At 42.8% G+C, this 22,144-nt stretch carries 22 protein-coding genes and 1 tRNA gene; all 23 read right to left on the reverse strand.

Features of this window, described 5'->3' with window-relative positions; translation table 11 throughout:
- On the reverse strand, positions 1 to 276 hold a 276-nt coding region (locus AB5Z12_RS06440), incomplete at its 3' end, for a hypothetical protein (protein WP_368357001.1).
- Position 277: 1 nt separating this feature from the next.
- Positions 278 to 3,391, reverse strand: coding sequence for a phage tail protein (locus AB5Z12_RS06445; RefSeq protein WP_368357002.1), 3,114 nt, complete (start codon positions 3,389 to 3,391; stop codon positions 278 to 280).
- 14 nt (positions 3,392 to 3,405) lie between these two features.
- Positions 3,406 to 3,861 (reverse strand): hypothetical protein, encoded by a 456-nt coding sequence (locus AB5Z12_RS06450; protein ID WP_368357003.1) that lies wholly within the window; start codon positions 3,859 to 3,861, stop codon positions 3,406 to 3,408.
- 79 nt (positions 3,862 to 3,940) lie between these two features.
- A complete protein-coding gene (locus AB5Z12_RS06455) occupies positions 3,941 to 4,702 on the reverse strand; it encodes a hypothetical protein (RefSeq protein ID WP_368357004.1) in 762 nt (253 codons plus the stop codon).
- Positions 4,699 to 10,968 (reverse strand): phage tail tape measure protein, encoded by a 6,270-nt coding sequence (locus AB5Z12_RS06460; RefSeq protein ID WP_368357005.1) that lies wholly within the window; start codon positions 10,966 to 10,968, stop codon positions 4,699 to 4,701. The genes AB5Z12_RS06455 and AB5Z12_RS06460 overlap by 4 nt, the downstream gene beginning before the upstream one ends.
- 468 nt (positions 10,969 to 11,436) lie before the next feature.
- Positions 11,437 to 11,829, reverse strand: coding sequence for a hypothetical protein (locus tag AB5Z12_RS06465; RefSeq protein ID WP_368357006.1), 393 nt, complete (start codon positions 11,827 to 11,829; stop codon positions 11,437 to 11,439).
- Positions 11,830 to 11,846: 17 nt separating this feature from the next.
- Positions 11,847 to 12,434, reverse strand: a complete 588-nt coding sequence (locus AB5Z12_RS06470; RefSeq protein WP_368357007.1) for a major tail protein — start codon at positions 12,432 to 12,434, stop codon at positions 11,847 to 11,849.
- Positions 12,435 to 12,437: 3 nt separating this feature from the next.
- Positions 12,438 to 12,785 (reverse strand): phage tail protein, encoded by a 348-nt coding sequence (locus AB5Z12_RS06475; RefSeq protein ID WP_173771011.1) that lies wholly within the window; start codon positions 12,783 to 12,785, stop codon positions 12,438 to 12,440.
- Positions 12,782 to 13,207, reverse strand: a complete 426-nt coding sequence (locus AB5Z12_RS06480) for a hypothetical protein (protein WP_368368584.1) — start codon at positions 13,205 to 13,207, stop codon at positions 12,782 to 12,784. The genes AB5Z12_RS06475 and AB5Z12_RS06480 overlap by 4 nt, the downstream gene beginning before the upstream one ends.
- The gene (locus tag AB5Z12_RS06485) at positions 13,204 to 13,551 is read right to left on the reverse strand and encodes a hypothetical protein (protein ID WP_368357009.1); all 348 of its coding nucleotides are present in this window, start codon (positions 13,549 to 13,551) and stop codon (positions 13,204 to 13,206) included. The genes AB5Z12_RS06480 and AB5Z12_RS06485 overlap by 4 nt, the downstream gene beginning before the upstream one ends.
- Positions 13,541 to 13,828, reverse strand: a complete 288-nt coding sequence (locus AB5Z12_RS06490) for a hypothetical protein (protein WP_195379778.1) — start codon at positions 13,826 to 13,828, stop codon at positions 13,541 to 13,543. Before AB5Z12_RS06490 ends, AB5Z12_RS06485 begins: the two co-directional genes overlap by 11 nt.
- Positions 13,829 to 13,838: 10 nt before the next feature.
- Positions 13,839 to 15,080: a phage major capsid protein gene (locus AB5Z12_RS06495; protein ID WP_368357010.1), complete on the reverse strand. Its 1,242-nt coding sequence runs from the start codon at positions 15,078 to 15,080 to the stop codon at positions 13,839 to 13,841.
- 27 nt (positions 15,081 to 15,107) lie between these two features.
- Entirely contained in the window at positions 15,108 to 15,926 is an 819-nt protein-coding gene (locus tag AB5Z12_RS06500; protein ID WP_368357011.1) for a head maturation protease, ClpP-related, read from the reverse strand.
- 1 nt (position 15,927) lies between these two features.
- The gene (locus AB5Z12_RS06505; RefSeq protein ID WP_368357012.1) at positions 15,928 to 17,184 is read right to left on the reverse strand and encodes a phage portal protein; all 1,257 of its coding nucleotides are present in this window, start codon (positions 17,182 to 17,184) and stop codon (positions 15,928 to 15,930) included.
- A gap of 2 nt (positions 17,185 to 17,186) precedes the next feature.
- Entirely contained in the window at positions 17,187 to 18,953 is a 1,767-nt protein-coding gene (locus AB5Z12_RS06510) for a terminase large subunit (RefSeq protein ID WP_173718552.1), read from the reverse strand.
- Positions 18,950 to 19,432 carry a phage terminase small subunit P27 family gene (locus AB5Z12_RS06515; RefSeq protein ID WP_215661010.1) on the reverse strand — a complete coding sequence of 161 codons (483 nt, stop codon included), beginning with the start codon at positions 19,430 to 19,432 and terminating at the stop codon, positions 18,950 to 18,952. Before AB5Z12_RS06515 ends, AB5Z12_RS06510 begins: the two co-directional genes overlap by 4 nt.
- A gap of 97 nt (positions 19,433 to 19,529) precedes the next feature.
- Positions 19,530 to 19,892, reverse strand: coding sequence for an HNH endonuclease (locus AB5Z12_RS06520; protein WP_233456074.1), 363 nt, complete (start codon positions 19,890 to 19,892; stop codon positions 19,530 to 19,532).
- Positions 19,893 to 20,053: 161 nt separating this feature from the next.
- Positions 20,054 to 20,125 (reverse strand) — tRNA-Ile (locus AB5Z12_RS06525).
- 107 nt (positions 20,126 to 20,232) lie between these two features.
- Positions 20,233 to 20,658, reverse strand: coding sequence for a DUF1492 domain-containing protein (locus AB5Z12_RS06530; protein WP_368357013.1), 426 nt, complete (start codon positions 20,656 to 20,658; stop codon positions 20,233 to 20,235).
- On the reverse strand, positions 20,630 to 20,950 hold the full coding sequence (locus AB5Z12_RS06535; protein WP_195379782.1) for a hypothetical protein: 321 nt from the start codon (positions 20,948 to 20,950) through the stop codon (positions 20,630 to 20,632). The genes AB5Z12_RS06530 and AB5Z12_RS06535 overlap by 29 nt, the downstream gene beginning before the upstream one ends.
- Before the next feature lie 98 nt (positions 20,951 to 21,048).
- A complete protein-coding gene (locus AB5Z12_RS06540; protein ID WP_195379783.1) occupies positions 21,049 to 21,297 on the reverse strand; it encodes a hypothetical protein in 249 nt (82 codons plus the stop codon).
- Positions 21,294 to 21,629 (reverse strand): hypothetical protein, encoded by a 336-nt coding sequence (locus tag AB5Z12_RS06545; RefSeq protein ID WP_195379784.1) that lies wholly within the window; start codon positions 21,627 to 21,629, stop codon positions 21,294 to 21,296. Before AB5Z12_RS06545 ends, AB5Z12_RS06540 begins: the two co-directional genes overlap by 4 nt.
- 34 nt (positions 21,630 to 21,663) lie before the next feature.
- Positions 21,664 to 22,095: a single-stranded DNA-binding protein gene (locus tag AB5Z12_RS06550; RefSeq protein WP_195379785.1), complete on the reverse strand. Its 432-nt coding sequence runs from the start codon at positions 22,093 to 22,095 to the stop codon at positions 21,664 to 21,666.
- Between the last annotated feature and the right edge of the window lie 49 nt (positions 22,096 to 22,144).

A 22,144-nucleotide genomic window follows, 5' to 3' on the forward strand; every position in this document is an offset into this window, starting at 1 on the left:
GTGGCATTTTTCAAGCACATCTTCAGCAAGATCAGAGGCAGAATCTATATTTTCTGAATTGCTTTCCTTCTTGCCATTTAGCGCGTTAAGCGCCGCCGGAAGTGTCATTGTTCCGGCATCCAAAGCATAATTTTTTGATGTAATTTTATTCAGAATCGCATCTGCCAATTTATCGTAGTCAATCAGCTGTGGTTCTCCTGCGCCAACAAGGAGCAGCTGATCTGAGGTTTCTGGAGCTGTTTTGGTTGAAAGTGCATTTATTGCTTGATCTGCCATATTAGTTTTCCCTCCATATTGTTATTTGTTTTCCGGATCTTGTGGTAAGATATTTTCCGGATTTGGTTGTAAGGTTATATGTGTCGTAGGTTGTGAATCTGCCGGCGCAAACGCCGCCGAATTCGTAATCTTTGTTCTGAACTGTAATTTGATAGCCATATCCCAGATAGTATTCTCCTGATTCAGTCTTTCGCCTCCAGGTAAACCATTTGTCCGGATAGTTCTTTGTTACATCCTTTCCCTTTTGGTAGATTGTCGCGTACAATGTCGTGGTGTCATTTCCGTTGTCCAAGTACCGAATGTTATACAGAAGCGTTCCGTCTGTTACACCTTGAAGTTCCGAATTTGTTTCCTTCAAAGATGCCTCAAAGCCTTTTACACTTGATTCTATCTTCGTTACTTTCTGCTGAGTTGTTGCAATGGCTTCCTTAGCCTGGTCTGCGGTCTTCTGGGCGGCGGCTATATCACTACTCAGACCTTCTGCATCTGCCAGAACAATAACTGTCTGGCTGTCCAGCTCCTGTGTACTGCTGCCTGCGGCGTATAATGTAGCGCGAATTGCTTTAATGTCAGAACTTGAAGGTGTATAAACCTTCTGCAATTCATCAGCAGTCGGCTGATATTTTACGGTATAATTTATTCCATCTGTGGACTCTTCCACTTTGTACCGCCCTGTATAGCTGTGTACTGTACCATTATCCAACTCCAGCGCGGAAAAAGTCACACTTGCCGGAATTAATGTTTTTCCATCTTTTTGCTTACGGATAGCAAGAACAGACGCCCGCAGATTGTAGTTAATACCAATCTTTCCGTCTTTCGCTTTGCTGATGGAAAATCTCTTTTTGATGCGTGAGCCACCGCATATTGCAGTAAGGTAAGCACCGGATCGGGTAGTCAGTCGCAAACCTGACCGGGTAGTTAAATATCTTTCACCGGAGCCATACACTGCTTCTATATCAACATATCCATCATCCGTGGACATTGATTTTACATAATATGTTCTAAGCTTCGCATTCCAGTTACCGGAAACTCCTTTTGATACCGTCACTTCAAAAACCGCATCATATGATACATCCGTATCTCCTAAATACACCGTCATCCTTGTATAGCAATCGCTGTAATCTCCCCCGGATCCATCCGTGTTGGTATGAACCACATGGGAATCATTATCCAGGGAAGCTCCAAGAGCATCCAGAGTAGAGATACCTGATAATACTGAAAGCGCCTGCTGTGCGGTATCCGCTGCTGCAGATGCAGTACTGTTTGCAGCCGCTGCTGTCTTTTTGGCTTCTGAGGCGCTCTTATCAATAACTGTAATATTCTGATCCAGCCGGGTATACATCTGGTTCAAAGATTGTCCGGATTCATCCATCCAGATCCGGCTGCTCTTAATAGTTGAATCACTTCCATTAATTGCCGATACCACAGACGGAATATCAAGCTTTGTGCCGGCAATGGCTGCATCATCGGATACCATCTTATTTACGATCAAACCGTCAGCAATGGCTTTTTCCTTGATTCCGGTTGAATCAATAAGTACACCAGTACCAGTCTCATCAAATAAAGAAAATGTAAAATTCTTCCTGACATCCTGACCAATCTGAATACGAACATTTCCGTTTTTGTCACTCCACTGCGCTGTGGGACCTTTGATCAGAAGTCCTCCATCTGGATCCATTATGGTGAATTTGCTTGTAAGGATTGTTCCAGCCTGTAAATCTCCCACAGAAACATATTGAATTACTGCATTTTTAATTAAAGCTTCTTCCAATACTGCATTCTGTGATGTGAGGTGAATATTCTGTAGTTCTCCGATACCGGCAGCTCCGGAAAGAAGATTCTTGATGTTTCCGTATAATACATCCAGATTTTTTACTTTTTCCTGTTCCACTTCCAGCTTTTTTATTGTTGCATATTTTAAATCAGCGTCTTCCGCTTTAATGTAGTTGGTTTCAATTTGTCCAACAGATACTTTTAACTCAGACAGATCTCCATTCAGAGCATTATATAGTCCCTGAAGATTTCCAACCGCACCACTTCCGGATACCCCCTCTTCAAAATGCAAAATATCCGATACATTGATCGTTCCTGTGTACCGTCCATCATCACTGATTACAGTATTGATAATCTCCTGTGCCGCCTGGAGCTTTTCCCTGGCTTCTTCGAAAGACGGAAGCTTATTCGCCAGTTCGCACTCATCTTTCGTATGATCCTGCGGATACTGTGTAAGCTTGATAATCCGCTGTTTTTCACGTATCCCGGTAGCGGCATCAATCAATGTGATTGTATCTCCCAGAGAAAAAGAGAATCCACTGTATCCAGCTTTCTGTTTCGCCAGATTGATAATATCAGCGCTGTAAGATACTTCCGGCTTAGACAGATCCTTCAGTTTCGCTTCTGCATCTTCCTTCAATGCTGCAGCATCCGTATAGGATTCATCCTTCCAGATGTATGTCTTAACTTTTTTCGTGTACTGGTAATTTTCCAGATAGTTCTTTCCATCATTTACCGATTCAACAGTAAGTCCGTCCTGTCCAATTGGAATAATTCTTGTGTAATAATCGTAAGAACTGCCTTTTCTCTGCAGTCTTTTAAGATTGAGCCCGGTAAGGAAAAAGGTTCCCTTATCCTGTCCAACCTGCTCATAAAATGATACCGTCTTTTTCTTGGTGTCATAAACAACTTCACACATGAATGCGGTGCACAGCTTCTGTATTACTCCAAGCGTGTTCGTTTGCAGGATACCTGCATTTCTTTTCTTTGTCACCGTGCATTCACCCACTGTCCAGCCGGATCCAGCCAGGGCAAGCTTGGCCGCATCTGAAATTGTGGAATCTGCAATGCTGAAAGAGCTCCATGGTTTAGCTTCCAGTTCTTCCAGGTTCAGCACTGCTACAAAAGAAAGAAATCCATCTGTACTCACACCTTTTTCTTTTACTACATATTCATCATCCTGAGTCTCAATATAGAATTCCTCACAGATTTCATGATGACGGGCCATGTATGTAAAAGAGAGCGTCCGGTCACCTGTAGTAACGTCGCCCTCAATCTTTAAGTCCTTGTATTTAACAATATGCCCTATGGCATTGTGGTTCGTATCGTAGATCTTAAGCATAGGGCCTCCTTCTTTTAATCTTCAGAAATCATAAAAATAAACGGTTCCAGCTCTGCGCTGGTCAGATCCAGCCCTTCAAATAATGATAATGGCACTTTTTTAGGCTCAAAATCGGTTTCCTGGATTGCCAGCTCATTAAGTTTTCTTTGATACTCCTCCATACTTTTACCTGGACGGAGACTTATGCTTATATCCTGCACAGGTCGTTTTTCTGCCTCTGCAGCTTTTTGCTCTTCCTCCCAGGCCTTCCGTTCTGCGGCTGTGTCTCTGTACTCTTCAATGATTGATTTCTTCGTTTCCTCATATGGCTGCAATGCCTGAACAATTGCTGCTTTATTTTTATTAATTGAAAAAGCAAGCTGAATTTTTCCAGAAAGAATTTTCTTCCCGGATTCTTCAAATTTCTTTAGTTCCATATTCTGGAACTGCATAATTCCATTGTATGCTAATATCATTTCCTGATTTGTCACTTTCAAAAATCCTCCTTAACGCACATATTTCTTTGAAAAATTTATGTTTTTTCAACATTCCTGTCGATTTTTTCCGCAATTACATAAATCTTGGACGGTATTTAACCGTGATATCCATCCAGGTATTATCCAATGTGATTCTGTTCGTTCCTGGCATAAGAACCGGCAGGCTCCAGATGTCTACATCAGCGGATTTATTTACTCCTGCCTCTGTGATTTTTCCGGTTTCACCATCCAGGATAACGGTTTTATCCTTTGTTGTATTCCTGATTGTAACCGGCAGGCTCTCCCCTGTATCCGGATTACGATTAATCCCCTTAACCGTGAATGCTGACGCACCTGCAGCACGCGGAGTAATTTCCACTATGCAGGGCGTCCAGATATTTCCAGGGTTTGTTATTGCTATTTCCAACATTCCGGAAGCAGACTGTGAATATGGAGAACCATCCGGTTTTTCAGCGTATTCATAGCACGAAAAATCAACCGTAATCCTGCTCAGTCTATTGGATGTTACCCGCAGTTTTCCAAGTGGGTTTTCAGCAAAATCATGTTTTACCATATATCCGCAAAATTTATGGTCGAACTTATCCAGTTCCAGGATGACCGACTCGGACATCATCTTGGAAAGCAAGGTGCTGCAGTTGTGCAGGATTTCATTCCGATCCGCGCCATATATCAGGAAAGTGATCTGTATTGTTTTAAACCCGATGGAACTGTTGACGAAAAATGGCAGTGGGCTGCCCCTCTGCCATTCGCTTTCATTTTCGATATTCGAAAAAGCCGGAGTCACGTTCCACTGCCTGGCCTGTGCCCCGGATATATCCCAGCCATTTATTTTCATCTCAGCCGCCCCCTTGCATGTCTTTTAGCTGCCATTTCATTCTTGGTATTCATGTCTTCCCGGATTTCTCCGACCAATTTGTCTTTATCCATGAATACCTTTAAGTTCTTCATGGTGCTTATCATGCTCTCCGTCATGGTTTCCATGGTTCTCATCATTGAATCCATTTTGCTCAAAATATCGGCATTATCTGCCTGTGAGCTTCCAGCCCGCTTCGTCTGCCGTTCAGACTGCTGCCGGATCAGCCTGTTAAGCTTTTCAATTCCGGCATTCCCTACATCCAGAGATCTGTCTGCCAGGAACTGGTCCGGGTTTGTGGCAAAATTATAGAGATTTTCTGCTCCCTGTGGATTGATTACTTTATCCCCGGTAAGCATATTCTGCATGATCGCTCCATCCGATTTACGAAGGACATACTCCTGGGCGTTATTTTCAAAGAGCCATGCAAGCTGATCTTCCAGAATATTCTCTGTTCCGGTTCGAAGTCCCCGCTTTTTCATTGCCGCCAGTATAGCTTTCTTCTGCTTAGATGACGGCTTTGCATCCGCTTCCACGCTAAGGGCATCTGCTATCTTCTTTACAGTGGAATCATTCACACTCCTGCCGTATTTTTTTACAATGTACTGCCACAGATCTGAATGTTTCTTTTTCTCTGCATCCGACACGGATTTCTTATGCGCCTTGCTTGCATTTATCAGCTTCTGTACTTCTGCAATCTCTGCCGGTTCCTCAGCTGCGCCCACAGTCACTTTATCCAGTTCTTTCTTTTGCGCCGGCGCAATTTCTGTCTTGGATATATTTCCAGAAGTGCCGGATCCGGAAGAAACTGAGCTGGAAGCAGTTGCTCCACTGGTTTCGGAAGAAGCTGACACATTTTTTCCAGCCGGCGATACATTTACATCAAGCAATGTCCCGCCGGTTCCTGCTTTCTGAATTCCGGCAATCAGACTCCCTACAATGTCCTCACCAATCTGGCCAGCCTGTTCCACCAGAGACTTTAGACCGGTAGATAAGCCCTCATTCAGCTTTGCAACCGCGGAAGCATTTTCAGCCGCCAGATCATCCAGCTGTTTCTTATAATCTTTCCTGGTGTCACTTATCTGCTGATCAATAGCATCCCGCGTAGCCTGTGTATCTTTTTTTGCCTGCCTGTCTGCTATCTCCTGCTTTTCTTCCCAAAGCTTGTTAAATTCATCCAGCTGCTCTGCAGTCATCTGATTCAAGCTGTAAATATTGGCGGCTGCTTCTGGTCCTGCATCTTTCAATTCCTGCAGCAGCCCCTCTGAAAGTCCCTTTCCGCTCAGTTCCTGCAACTGTGTTTCCCACAGTTTCAGTCCCTCAACCTGTGTATTCATATTGTATATCAGACGATCTGCAGTATATCCGGAAGCATCCCAGGCATCATAGTTATTCATGGAGGAAAGGATGTCTTTCTTCCGATCAGCTATGGCACTGTCCCTTTTTTCTTCCAGATCCTGTATGGTCTCATTTAGTTCTTTTTCAAGCTTTTCCCGCTTATCATTGTAATCTTCATCAAGCTGCAGCTTTTCTTTTTCGTAATCTTCTTTGGCTTCCAGGTACTTTTTATCTGCTTCTATGCGCTCATCCGTACCGGCTGTGAACTGTTTTCTGGCAATATCCCAATATTCCATCTCTGCCCTGGCGAACATGGAATAATAGGTCTGGTAGGTCTCCAAAAGGGATTTCTGTACTGAAGCCTGGGTCTTTGCAGCTTCCTCTCTGGCTTTGGCTACCTCTTCCTGCTTCTCCTGCTTTTCCTCGTAAATCTGAGTGTCCAGTTCCTGGATCTTTTGTGTTGCTTCATACCAGGCATCAGTTCCGCTCTTTAAATTCTTTCGAACGGTGGTCCAGTAATTTTTCTCCTGGGCTAAAGAAGCAGCATGTAATGTCTTGTACTTTTCCAGCCGTTTTTCAGCAGCACTGAGAACCTCAGAATTATAAGTTTCTGCATCCTTAGTAGTTTTCTTTTGATTATCTCCGGATCCGGTAACTTTTTCTTTGGATACGCCAAAATTGTTCTTTATACTGCTGCTCAGTGCCTTGCTGATCGTGGAACTGCTGTTAAGCTTATTAAGCTGAGCGGTTGCCTGTTTATAGGCCGTGGATCCTTTCACAGCTGTATCACGTATCTGCTGCCAGTACCATTTTTCATTGTCCAGGGAAGCTTCATGGCTCTTATTGTATTGCTTAAGCCAGCTGGTGGCGTTTTTCAACACAGCCTTTGACATTTTTCCAGCGGCTGCAGTTGCCACCTTTGTGTTTTTAGTTATACCAGACGCAGTACCTGCAGGTAACTGATAGCCGACTTCTTTCTCAAATTTCTTTGATGGAGAATGAATCTCTGCTGCAGCCTTGGCTGCGGCAATACCTGCATTGATCATTCTTATTGAAGCGCTGATGACCTGGGACTGGCCTGCTGATATACCTTGCGCTACACCAGCAGCCGCGTTGTATCCAGCAGTGTAAAAGCTATTCTGATAGGTCCGGACTGCGGCCGCTGCCTGGCTTGCCATGGTTCCGGAAGAGCTGATCGCGCCACTTTTTCCGGAATTTATACCAGTCTGATACTGCTGAGCGGCTACCGTTCCGGCTTTCTCATATTCGCCTTTTTTCTCTTCGGCCGCCTTCGCTCCGGCGGACGCCATCTCGCCACCAGCCTGTTCAACACCAGACTGCTGATCTTTAATTGAATTCTGGGTTCCTTCTCCTACAGCAGTACCAACATCTTCACCTGCAGACTGTGCATCTGCTGCCTGCTGCTGGATCAGTGCCAGAAGTTCCTGCATAGCTGATACTGCCTGCGTACCACCGGCATTAATTCCTGCCTGGATTTCTTTCGGAATCTGGATGCCCGCTTTATTGGCAATTTCTGCCACGCCCTGGATTGTTCCTTCAATAGTTCCGTTCAGCTGATCTATTGCCTGCTGAGGGGTTATCTCACCGCTTGCAATTCCATCTGCAAGTCCCTCTGGGATCTGTACACCGCATTCCTGCGCCATCTGGACAGTCTGCATGAGAGATTCCTGTGTGGCTGCCGGAAGCTCAGCCCAGCCTTCTACAGCCGAAGCAACGGCATTGTCAATAGACTCGCGCAGATCAGAAAAATCATAATCTGTGGAGCCAAGTTCTCCCACCGCCAGCTCATAAGCGGTCTTGTTTGCTGCCATCACCGTTGCTGTATCCTCAGAAATATCCATTGCATCAGTCCACTTCTTGGAGATACCTTTCAGCTGTTCAACACCGTATTCTCCCTGGTTGTCCAAGGTCCATACCATATGCTGGAGCATATTAGCCGCATCAGTTCCTTGCTCCTGGATTGCCTGGATAAACTCGGCGGAGAAAATCGCTTGTCCGCTCTCATCTGTGGCTTCTTTAAGACGCTGGAGATTCTGCTGATAGTTCTGGATTCCATCCACCCAGGACTGCAGGTTTTCGTTCATCTGTTCTGTGGTGATATCATCCCCACCATCGAATTTATCTGCAAAACTGATTTTATCCTGCAAATCAGCTTTGATAGAATCCATGGTGGAATTGTATTCATCCAGGATCTGGCGCATGGCTGTCTTGGCAGCGTCCGCAGCTTCCTGGGAGCGTTCCATAGTTTTGTTGAACCCTTCCAGGGCTGTGCCAGCTCCTGCTGCTGCCAAGCCGGTTGCTTGGATTGCATCAGCATTTTCTTCTTGTGCCTTTGTATTGTCTTCTGTTGATTCAGTATTATCCTTTTTTACTTTTGTAATGTTTTCTGCACTTTTGGCATATCTTTCCTGTTCTTCCGAGCATTTATCAATTGTTTTTTGATTTTCCTCAATTGCTTGAGAATATCCTTCCATTTTCTCTGCACAATCAGCTATGCTCGTAGCTGCTATTCCAGTTGCATCACCATATGCTACTGTTCTTCCATCAATACCATCCAAACGTGAATCCAATTCGCTGCTACTATCGCTTAGATGTTCCATAGCATAATTAAATTCATCCTGTGTTATTGCACCTTTTTCCAATGCCTCTGTATAAAGTTTTGTTTTCTCTGTTGGAAAATCAATATCAACTTGATAGCTTGGATCTACACTGGCCTTCTGTCTTTCCTCTTGGAGCTTTACAATTAATTCTCTCTCTTTTTCCAAGAGTTCCATTCTATCTTCAGTGATTTTTTTCTGTTCCTGTGCTTTATCCAGCTGTACCTGTGCCGCTAAAGACTCATTGATTAAATCCTGTGTGGCTGCAATTACCGCCTGTTGGATTGCTGTTTGCTGATAGTTTTCTACCAGTTTTTCCAGCTCATCATTAGTTACACTCAGTTTATCATTTTCATCATCATAAGCACCAGCCAGTTCTGGAATGGACTGTGACAGTTTGTCCACGATGGATGCCATTTCCTGTTTCTGGACAGCTGTTCTATCTTCAACATTATTTAACTCTTCCAGTCTGTCAGCCAGAGCGCCTACATTTTCCACGGAATTCAGGGTTCCGGTAAACTGATCGTCAATCGCCTGTACATTATCGGCAACTTTCTGGGAGGATTGTACAACTTCATCGTACATTTCTTCCATTGCATCTTTTTGAGGTGTAATCACGTCTGTTAAGCCAGATACAATATCCGTAAGCAGTTCCACACCATCCTGCAAAGGACCTGAAATGTAATCATACGCCGCAATTCCCAGTCCCTCAGTAGCAGAACTAAGCTCTGTCAATTTACCCTGCAGATTATCCTGCATGGTATCTGCCATATCTGAAGCAGCACCAGAACAATTTCTCAGACTTTCTTCATAGCCAGCTACCTGATCAGCTCCAGTATTAAGGAGCATGTTCAAGCCCTTAATGGAGTCAGATGTAAATGTAGCCATGAGCGCAGCCTGCTTCTGCGCATCTCCCATTCCATCTGTAGCAGACTCTACATCTTTCAGGATGTCAGTCGCATCACGGAAATTTCCGTTTGAGTCCATGACTGCTACAGAAGTATCGCCAATGGCGATCTTTCCATCTTTCATCTTGCTGGTCAGATCTCTCATTATAGCAGCAAGAGAAGTACCAGCTTCACTGCTCCGGAGTCCGTTGTTTGCCAAAGCCTCCAGGAAAGAGGTTGTAGTCTCAATGTCCTGACCGGCGGCATTCATGTTGGCGCCACAGTTCTTGTATGCCTCCCCTAGCTCTGCTGCTGTAGTCGAACTGTTCGCCTGCGCGTATGCCATCATATCTGCTATATGGGTTGACTGCGATGCTTCCAGATTAAAAGTACTGATATTATCTGTTACAACCTGTGATGCTTCTGCCAGATCCATATTGGAAGCTGCTGCCAACTGTAGAACGCCATCAATTCCAGAAAGAGTCTGGTTTACAGACCATCCGGCCAGGGACATATTTGTCATCGCGCTGGCTGCTTCCGTTGCAGAGAATTTCGTACTACTTCCAAGGCTCTTTGCCTTATTTTCCAGTGCTTCCAGCTCTGATCCGGTTGCTCCAGAGATAGCCTCCACTTCACTCATTCCAGCTTCAAAGGAACTTCCGACTTCCACCACATACTCTGCTGCTTCCTTTGCCTTATCACCAATTGCCGAAATAGCTTCTCCTGCAAGTTCCAGGCCCTTTGCGGCTAAAGCTTCTCCAAAACCTTCCTTCAAGCTTTCCCCAAACTCTTTTGTGGTGCTAATCACAGTCGTTGTTTCTTTTCCGTACTCATTTATACTCTTTGCACATTTATCTGTAGCATTTTGTGCTTCTTGCAGATACTTTTCATTCTGTTTTAAAGCCTGGTTATTTTTTTCTATATCATTCTCGGCGTCACTAACTTTTTTAGACCAGTCCGATACTTTTCCTTCACACTTCTGGCACTCCAAGCCCTGCTTTTCAACAGCCTTCTGCAGGCTTTCCACTTCCTTTGACTGCTGCTGATACTCTTTTGTACCATCCTTTCCAGATTTCTGCATGTTTTCCTGGGCTTTTTCAGCCTCTTTCAATGCCTTGGAAAGTTCTTCGTATCTCTGTGCTGCTTTCTGCGATACCTTCTGTGCATTCTCCAATCCTTTTTTCGCAGACTCCGCCCTTTTCTGATAACTTTCAGTCTGCTTTGACAGGTTTTCCTGCTTTTTAGTCAGAAATTCAAGAGAATTGGCATTTCCCTTATATTCTGTGCTGAGTTTTTTCAGTTCAGAATTTAGCATTGCACTTTCTTTTTTCGCATTTGATACGCCCTGTGAAAATTGTCTTTCTCCGTCCAGTGCAAGTACAATTCCAATTTTCTTTCCTGCCATAGTTAGTCCTCCCAACAAAAAATCCACATAAAAAGAGCACCTCAAACCGAGATGCTCTTTTTACATGGATTTTTATTTATACTTATTTCTTGGATATTGGGACTTCTTCAATGTGGGTTTTATACACCACTGGTGATGTAACCCATTTGACAAATTTCTTTATCAGAGCCCCTATCAGTATTGCAAATAATAACAATACAAACAATATTACCAATAACATATGCTACCCACCTTTCTGTTTTTCTTAATTATAATCCGCAGCTCTGTAAAATTCAATATCATTTAACAGAGCTGTGAAAGAAAATCAGAAAATGGTGTCCAAATTTAACTCTTCGTCCTTTTTTCTTAATCCGTTATAATCCAGATACTCATTATAGATCAGATAAAATTTCCGAAGTGTCATCTCAAGCACCTCTTTTTCACTATAATTGAGCACCTTACATCCCACATACAGTAACCGGGCTACGTTTATAGCCCGGTCTCCTGGTTTGGGTTTTCTTCCTCTTCGTCTTCAGGATCTTCATCGTCACTGTCAGGATCCGGCATGGAAAATCCATATGCCTCCAGCAGAGTAATTGCTATCTTTTTCATTTCAGCTGGTTTTATAAGTCCGTCAATAGCTTCTGTTTTTACTTCCTTACCTGTATCTACGGTAAGAAACGCAGCAATAACATTATAAAATGTTTTTACGTCTTCTGAATCAGTTTTGTAATCTGCCACCCTCGCAATTGCCGGCATAGTCTCCACCAATGCTTTATTACAGGATTCCTGAATTGCTTCAATTGCTCCAATGGTGAACAGGATATTATATTCCTGTCCACCGATAACGACCGGAGCTCCTGTTGGTCTTAAATCGCTCATATGATCTCCCTCAATGTTTACTCAGTAATTGCTGCCTGTTTGTACAACCAATCTTTTGCTTTTGCTTCAGTGTCAAAAATAAGTTTTTTACCGATTGACATCTTACCATTAACTTCCACTGGGTATGCTTTACCTTCAATGGTGGCAGTCTGGAAGTTTGTAGTTTCACCTTTTGTCTCAGCATTTTCTGTTGGCTCACTATGCTGGACTTTGTACAGCCAGATTACTGTAAAACTGGTAACTCCATTTTTCTTTCTTCGCTTATAGAAACCAACTCCAAAGTATGGAGCTTCGTCTTCTGATCCGACTTCAATACTCTCAGGAGTTCCTTCCTGACCTGAATCTCCTGCTACTGCTTTTACATATGTATGACCAAGCAATTTTGCCTGGTTCTCCAGAGACAGATCATCAATGCCAAGAGAAGTCCCCATGTCTTTTATACTTTTATCAGTCTCTGCTACTCCATCATCTGCCCAAAGTTCTGCATCATTTTTATTGGGGGTTCCATTGAAGTTGATTGCTTTTGCAACAACAAAACCTTCTGTGTACTTGTTTCCTTCTGCCCACCGTGCTGCTACAGGACTTTTCATACCAATATGTGCCATGTGTTATTCCTCCATATCATAATCATTTTCAAATTCACATTCGAATACAATGTGTCTTGTTTTATTATCAGGTTCCATCAATACGGTTACATCAGGATACGTTCCACCCTCTTCCAGGATCGCCCTGCGAATTTTTCTTTTTGCTTCCAGGTAATCCTTAGTTGATGGCAGGAAATAATGAATCTGCATAGAGGATATATCCTCTATAGGCTGATCGTCCGCGAATAGTTCTGCACCATCCTTCACATAATTAAAGGTAATATACTCGCTATTTCCACCGCCAAAGAAATCTGATGTCACCGGAATGCCAAGAGGCTTCAACGCTTTTATTATCTTTTGATTTATTGTCATAGCTTGTCCACCTCCGTGCCAATTACCTCTTCCATAACCTGCATTACTGCATTTTCGCTTTGTGCTACTGCTGCCGCGCGTACATGTCTTGGCTCCTGGCCGTGTGATCTTACACCATACTCCAGATAACCCATTTTTTCAGCATTTCTAAGACCATTTTTATCAGTTCCATTTGGTTTTACCACAGCAAACACTCCGAGACTATTGTCTCTTGCGTTTGTAGCAGCTATGGAAGCTTCCAGTTCGCCTGTTGAATACGGTTTTCCGTATTTATCCCTTCTGTTAGCTGCGGATCTGATCTGTGTTTTCAGGTTTTTTTCTACAATTGGGGCGGCCTTATTCACTGCTTTTTCAGCCATTTCATAAGGATTTGCCAGCTTATTCAACATCTCTTCAACATCTTCAAAACCTGTTATTGTCATCCTTGCCATTGTCCTACCTGCGCTTTTCCACGTTCACGCATCTGACAAGTCAGCTGCACCTTCATAGATTTATTTTTCTGATATCTGCGCTTTATATCATAAATTTCACCAGTAGACTCATCCACCAGGAATGATTCTCCAGAATAATTACACGCCATGATCTCAATAACCTGGTCTGCGGTATAACCATTCTGTTTCGCAAGAACCTCATCATCCCTGGTACTGTCGCGGAAGTCTGCCGGAATACCACCGATAAATTCATATGTTTCCTCCATCATGATTCCATTATCATTTATCGTTGGATCTTTTTTCTTTACCGGCAACGAAATACTTTTATTCCACATCCAGGTCACTTCCTTCCAGTGTCATGCGAAAAACTTTTTTTCTGTACAGATCCAGATACATTCGAGTATCTGAACGGTCATTTCCAAGATATGCCTTTACATATAAGGTCACAGCTGTAAGGACTCTTGGATCATCCGCATCCTTCTTGAGAATATCAGGAGGCACACCGGAAGTTTTCATATCCTCCAGTGCATCTTCAATGTAAACGCTGATATCATCGTTATACACATTAATACCTTCTGCGATTCCACATCGTTTTTTTATTTTTTCCAGCATTTATTCACCATCATTTCTGCAGAAGATAAGCATTTACAAATGCCTCTTTATCCCTTATCTTAACGTCTTCTCGTTCGATAGCACGATAAATAGTCAGATCTTCCGCGAATGCATTAAGGTCACCGATTGAAGCAATATTGGAAGTCATGATTGTAGTCTTTGCACGGTCAAAGTACCAGATACCTTCCTTCAGATCTCCGATTATAACCGGAATCTTTGTCGCACTGGCCTCATAATAATTTGCAATGTCCTGTTTTTTCGGCTCATCAACTGCTGTATATACCTCTTCCACTTTTGTGTAATAAGTTTTTTTGGCATTTACATCAGTATCTGCCGTTTGCTCATATGTCACTGTGCTTGGTAAATCCCCTTTTGGGATTACCTCAACCGGTACGAATGTACCACCGACCGCAAGTCGCAACTGCATGGTATCTTTTGGATCCGGTGCAAGAAGGTATCTTCCAGTAGAATCTTTTAATGTATCTAAATACTGTAATCCATCATCATTGGTAATGATTCTGGAAGACTGCTTAAATGCGGATCCGAGGGTAACATTGAGAACTTTTTTAATATCATCCAATCCGTTTAATTCTACTTCTTCTTTGGTCTTAATCTGACCCATGATTAGATTATTCTCAGTTACTCTTGCCTCATCTCCAATCCACTCAATAAGTGTAGAAGCGATATTTGCATCACTGTCAGCCAGGAGCTCATTGGTCACTGGGAAATATCCTGCATATTTACCGATTTCATAATCAATACGCTCAAACTGTGGAGTATTTTTTGCACCAATCTTACCGCCTTCACCAACTTTGGTGAATCCAGTCTGCTGAGAGCGCTTTTTAAATGTTCTGGAACCCTTTTCAGTTTTGACAGATTCTTTACGGACCAGCTGGCCTAAGGAAAACTTGGACTCTTTGTATTTGTTGATTCTGGTCTGGATATCCTCTGGAACAGTATAGCCTCCATCTGCTTTTGAGCCTTCACTCATGGAATTCTGTACGTAGAACCCTACTCTGGCAGCCTGCGCAAACTCTGCCGTAGAATCTTTTGGTGTTCCTGCAGGAACCTTACTCTCCGGCACGGCTGCTCCATCGTCCAAGTCTTTCAGAATATCAAATTTATCCTGAAGCTCTTTCAGTTCATCTTTAGCTTTTTTTGCTTCTTCCAGTTTTCCTTCATTGGCAAGGTTCTTAACTTCATCTTTTTTCGCGTTAATCTTCTCCAGAAAGTCTAATAATTCTTTATTCACGTCTTTTTCTCCTTTCAAAAAGAGAGATCAAACACCATACCGGTCAAGATCTCCCAATAATTCAGCCTTTATTTTTTCATTTTCCAGGTTTCTCTGATTAGCCTCTTTTGCTTTGATTTTTTCCATAACTGCATCTGCAATAGCGTCAATATCCAGAGTTTTATTTTCCGGTTCTTCATGCTGCTTTAATGCTTTTGGGGTCTTTGAATACTCATCAAAGTAATTACTTGTACAAGCTGCTGCCTGTACACTGTCCTCCACTTCAAAATCAAAATAATCAGTAGTATCACTTCCGACCATCCAGGTCTCTTCGTTGATCAGATTATTGATTTCCTCTTCTGTAACCCCTTCTTTGGTCTTCGACATATATGTCTGCAGGATTGCTTTCTGGCAAATATCCAGAGTATCTGCATCTTTTCTCAGCTGATCTGCATTCATACTGGTAAAAAAGTAACCATTTGTAGGCTTATGAATCATAAAGGTTCCATTTGCCGGAATCACAATCCGATCACCGGCACATGCAATCACAGAAGCAATACTGGCCGCAATACCATCAATATAGGTGGTAATCCTGGCATTATTGCGTTTCAACATGTTATAAATGGTAATTCCGGCAAATACAGATCCACCTCCACTGTTTATGTGAAGGTTAATCTCCTGTATGTTTTCCAGATTTTTCAGGAAATCTGAAATATCAGAAGGACAGGTATCATCATCACACCATTTTCCCCAGTCATCAGATACGATATCCCCAAAAATATTCAGATCTGCTGAGATTTCTGTCTGATTGCAGATTTCCAATTTTCCTACATTCTTTTTCTGGTTTTTCAGCAGTAATACTGGCATTCTACTCACCTCCTTTGGTGTACTGTGTTCCAACTTTTTCAAGCGGAATATAATTTCCATTCACAATGAGCTTATCGCCATCCGGATCATCCGGCATATCCAGATATCTCCTCGCTTCATTTGGCTTGTATATTCCATTGTTTACAGCATCTTTTAACATTTCCATCTGTGTCTTTGTATCAGTCCTCAAAATTGCCTTCTCATTAAACTTATAAAAAAATCCATTTTCTTCTTCTTTCAAGCTCAGAACTTTCGCATTGATCTCTTCTTCATACATTTTTAGTCTGTACAAAGCGGTATCAACCAAAAATGCCAGCTGCTGGGTTTCACTGTTTGAATAACTGGATTTTTCATAATTATTGATCTGATTCGGCTTAATACCGAATGCTCCTGCAATCTGAAGTGCGGAATACTTTTTTAATTCGAAAAACTGTGCGTCAGTCAGATTCATTTTCAGTGGAGTAAGCTGTAGTCCGATTGGGACAGGTATTACCCTTCCTGCATTTTTCGGGCCTGACAGTTTATCTGCAAATTTTTTCTGCAGTGCTTTTATCTTGCTCTCTTCCAGATCACCCACGTACTGTAATGCCATGCTTGCACTTAGTCCCTGACGATAAAGGTTATTCATAAAATTCTGACTTTCCAATGCTCCACCCACGGTATCCTGCAGAATTTCCCGCACAGATTTTCCCATAATTCCATTTAAGGAATACCAGGTTTTAAAGTGCATAACCTCACTGGATCTGAACAAATACTGTTCACCGGTCTTTGGATCACTGTACTGATAGTACAGCTTCCCTTTTCCTCCAAACACGCCAACATCGTCCATATATACAGTCACGCAATTCGCCTGCATTGGCCATAGATCCAGAACTTTGTAATGTCCTCCATATTTTTCTCTTTCAAAGGTACCACGCATCCAGATATAGCCATTTCCATAATGCTGACAGTTCATCTCTGTAGTAGTCCACAGAGTTGTAGGCGTCATTATCGTGTTCGGTCTCACAGTCAGGAGCCTGGTTATCTTGCTCGGCTCTGCCCTGATCCGGCCTTTAGGCGTTTCCTGGTAGTACTTTAACGGCACCTTTCCCATGGTTTCGCTGAGCATTTTTAAGCAGGTGTAATATGTCACCTCTTTCTCAACATCTGGATTAGTACCAGTTATTCCCAGCCATTCTTTCAGATCATCGTCATCCATGTTTACCGTTGGCCGCGTCATTGCATTCCATGCATTTTTTAATCTGTCTAATATACTCATTGTTACCAGTCACTTTCCAAAAATTGATCTATTCCTTCCTGATAGCTGGATCCGAATTCATGATACATTGCCAGCTTAAACCCACACAAGGTAGAATCCACAGGGTCAATTCTTTTTGTTGTAGCATCTTTATCTATCTTAATCAGTCCCTGGTTGGTTCTGATCACTGCATTGCTCATTGCAAAATTCAATACAGGATTGTATTCATACAGGACATTTCCGCAATATACCTGCTCACGGAATCCCTGAGTAGCTTCATTCAAGTGTTTATGGCTCTGGAAAACTTCCTCCACTGTATAACCTTCGTTTGATAGATCCATCATCAGCTTACTTGCATTGGCAGGGTCAAAGCACAGACATTCAATGTTCCAGTCATTCTCTGCACATGTATCCAGCACATATTGCATTACTGCATTCTGGTCTACAATCGGAGTATCTGTCACTGTAATAAATCCCATTCTTTCCCAGGCATCATAATCCACTTTATCTTTTGCCTTTCTTTCAGCTAACTTCTCCCGATTCGGAATGAAAGAGTGGGAATACAGTATGTATTTCACAATTTCTTTTCCAGTCTGATCAAATTCGCCTGATAGAAATGGAATTACGAATGTAACAGATGTAAGGTCTATTTTGGCCGACATATCAAATCCTACATAAACACTCATTCCATGAGTATCAATAGGGATTTTATCAACCTGGCAGGCCTTCCACTTCGCCATGTCCATATATCCGTTTTCTTTTGCCTGAACCCAGATATTTAACATTTTGGTGAGAAATGCCGTCATCTTTTCCGGTATTTCTTTGGCCACTCTCCAGGCTGTGCGGATCTTATCCGCACCATTCTTATAGCTCATCCTAATTGGATTTGCTTTTTTCCAGATGTTTTCATCTTCAAGGTTTCGGATATCATCCTTGTAATCCTCCGGATCCACTTCGCAGATATCCACCAGATACTCCTCATTTTCCACATCCACATCTGGATCCAGGATCTTAGAGCAGTACTGATATTCCTGGACGTAACAGGGATATGTAAGATCCATCCCTGCAGTGGTAATAATCATCAGCAATGGCTCTTTGGTATTTGCACCAAGCCCAAGGTCATAAAATTCTGTAGTCTTGTGCTGATGGTATTCATCAAGAATCAGTCCGGCTGGATTTGTTCCATCTCCATTCTGGCCATCCTCTTTCGACAATGCCTTTATGAAGCTTCCAGTTTTTCTGTGTATTACAGCATCCCTGGTAATTTTAAAAAGAGGTTTCAGTGGAGATTTATTCAGCATGAGCTTAGCTTCATTCAAAATAATCTTCGACTGATCCCTCTTGGTTCCAGCAGTATAATATTCGTAATTTTCTTCATTTCTCGTAGCCATAACTGATATTTCATATAGGGCTACACCAGCCTCCATCTGAGACTTGGCATTTTTCCTTCCAACCTCAATAAAAGACTGTTTGAACCTTTTATAACCGGTAAGATCTTCGCGCCATCCGTAAAGTTGGCACAGATTAAATTTCTGCCATATCGTCAAGCTGATCGGCTGCCCTGCAAGGTCACCTTTAGAATGCCGGAGCATGGAAAACCAGTCTACAATTTTTGATGCTTCCTCTTCATCCCAATGATAAGGCCATACATTAGCCTGTACATTCTTTGCATCCTCTTTCTTGCAATCCCTAAGGAAGCGCATACAAGCCCATTTATGTTTTTTCCCTGATATTTCTTCCCCGGCCAGACAACGGTTGGCGTAATCTATCAGTTCTTCTTTGATGGTCATATATTGCCAAATTTGTTTGTGATAGCTTCCCTTGTCTTATCAGACTTCACTGCTGCAGCTTTCAGTCTGGCGTCAATAGTGAGTCCACACAGGGAAGCAAATTTTCTCATTTCCTCTGCGTATGTGCGCTGAATATCAACCATTGGATTTTTCACCACAATAACGCCATTCCTGGTCTCTCGATCAATGTAATAAGTCTGATCTTTCAATATCTCTGTAGCCTTAACATAATTAGCAAAAGCATTACAGTAACCGCCCAGGTTGTTACGATCCAGGTTCCCGATCAGATTGATCTTTTCCAGTTCCTTGACAATCCTGCGCCACTCTTTTTTTGCCACATTATCAATCAGCCAGGTAGGAGGACGTTTTAATTGATTTTTGTCCGTAGTCACACTGTCTTCTTCTGCTTCCCTGTTCTGCATTGTGATCACAGTAAGATTTCCCCGCTGCTCTGTCAGCGGCTTCCTCGGTCTTCCCATTCATCCTCCCTCCTTCCTTTGCCAACTTTTTATGAGTATTTAGAATTTTGCGCAAGCTATAGGGCAGTCGGGGACGACGGCATTTCCTGAAAACTTTTCAGACCGCCCCTCCCGTCTGTGTATAAAAATCCACAAGCATTTTTGCAAGCTTTTTTTCCATCACTGGTCTCTCTTTTTTATACATCTGCTCAATTTTTGAATGTGTATCGTGATGTAATGGCATCAGATTCTGCTTATCGCATCGTTTATCCCATGCTTCTTTTAACGGAATAATATGATGCACTGTATCTGCTGCCAGGATTACTCCTTCCGTCATGTAGACATACACATCAATCCCGCAAGCACTGAGAATATCAGATCTTGTCAGCTGCCATTCCCTTGAATCATAAAATGTTTTGCTTTTCTGATTTCTGGCATTCTGATCATATATCCGATAGCGTTCTTTATCTCTTTGTTTCATGCAGGGACACCTGCTGCCGGACGGAATTCTTTTTCCGCACCTGCCACATCTCTTATATATCATCTTTTTCTCCAATAAAAAACGCCCGGCCGTGCCTGCCAGACGTTTGTGGAAGTATGTATGAGTCAGTATTGTACCAAATATCGGCGGTACTAACCGAGTCGGAACAGATGGAACCGAACCACCGACACGCTGGATATAAGCCAGCTGCTCTACCACTGAGCTATGTTCCGATATACCTGCCAAGCCATAGTGCCTGACAAGTAAGGGTGCAACCGATTGATATTTGATTCATCCATCTGAATCTATTATAGTTATAACACGAATCAAGTATACCATTCTATACCATTTTAAAATTCTTCAATGCTGATGAATGCAGCCTATGTACCTGTGTCCATCCATAGCCCATCTCTGTTGCTACATCATCCCATTTTAAGCCTTTTATATAGCGCAAACGCAAAACTTTCCGTTCATCTTCTGAATGCATTTTGCGGATCTGGCTCTCAATCTTACGATATTGCTGAACCTTGTTCAAACGTTCTTTTTTCAATATTTCAATCTGTTCATCCAGTATTGCAATGTAATCCGACAGATCTGATTGACTGCTGCCTTTTGGCATTCCATCATTCACTACGGAAGGAAACATCTTATCAGCTCTTAATCTTTTGATTTCTTCCAGGATGTCCCGCTCTCTTTTGACTGCTCTCTGATATGATTTTAAATATTCCTTTTTCTTTTCATTTTCTTCCTGCAATCTCCTGTCCATCGGTACCACCTCCTGCTTTCAGTCGTTCCAGTTCCCAGTATGTAGGGGATCTGGTTATGCCGTTTGGTAACTGTAATTGCACTACATGGGGATATAATGCTTTTATCCTGGCTTTCACCTTTTTGGTGATGATCTTCCCGTCACCAGAAGCATAACTGGTTTGTATGATCTGAATAACATCCCCTCTTTTGATTCCATGCTTCTCTTCCAGCTGCTTCTGCTGCCGTTCCCATTTCTCAGCTTCAGCTATCGCATATTCAGCTGTGGGATCCTTGTATTTTTCTTTATTCATTTTACACCTCTGTTTTTAATCATGCAGGAGCCAGGCAATCACACCGAAGGCTCCGATCAGCACGCCAACACCCATTGCAACGATTACATTCATTTTGATTATCCTCTGCACTTCTTCAGCAGCTTCTGCCGGACCAGATCGTATTCCAGGAGCAGGTTCCGGTCTTTGTTTCTGCTGAGTGTCCGGTCTGCTGCTCTTAGATAGTATCTGCCGTTTATCAGTCTTCCCTCGGCTGCGGCACCGTACAGGCTCCCGACTGTCCGGTTCAGCCTTTTGGATGCTTCCTTTATGGTTACAGCCTCTTCCGGCTCTTCTGTTATGTTTTCTGTAATCTCATATAATGTCATAGCCAGTTTCTCCCGAAGATCTTCCGGAACTGTTCCCTGCTGCCAATCTGGTTCTCAAAGGCTTCCTGTCCCAGTCTGTGAAGCTCATCCATTACCGCCTGGTCTTTATGTACCGCATGTGCTCCGAACTGGTGGCATTCCAGGCACAGGTCTACTTTTAATCCATATTTCTCTGATAGAGTCCGATTCGGACCACCAAATATGTGATGTTCTTCGGTCTGGCCATACCTGCTGCACAGGTAACATCTTCCTTTTCGGCTTCCGAGAATGCTGGCCGGATGGGACATCCTTTTTTTCTTCGTTTCTTCTTTTGGAAATTTAAGTCCGCTCATATTTTTCCTTCTTTCGTCTCGTCCGAGTCGGACATTAACTAAATGGCAGTTCCTCTTCAATTCCATCCGGGATATTCATGAAACCATCAGGTCCCACATCTGGTGATTGTTGTGGAACATTCTGCTGACTGCTGCCGGATCCAGAACCTTTGCTTTCTGCAAATTCCTGTTCTTCTACAACAACCTCTGTCGTATAAACTTTCTGTCCATCACGGTTGGTATAACTTCCGGTCTGAATACGGCCTTCGATTGTAATCTTCAATCCTTTTCGGAAGTATTTCTCCACGAACTCGGCAGATCTTCCAAACACTACACAATTAATAAAATCTGCAGTTGCATCTCCATCTTTTCTGATCTTCCTATCTACTGCCAGTGTGTATCTGGCAATTGCAAATGAATTTTCCCCTGGGGTGTATCTCACCTCTGGATCTCTTGTTAAACGTCCCATTAATATAGCTTTATTCATATATTATTTTCCTCCTTCACATAGTCTGGACAATTAATCGCGCGCTCTT

It is taken from the genome of Ruminococcus sp. RTP21358st1_G6_RTP21358_211008 (assembly GCF_040908885.1).
Taxonomy (GTDB): Bacteria; Bacillota; Clostridia; order Lachnospirales; family Lachnospiraceae; genus Blautia_A; species Blautia_A faecis.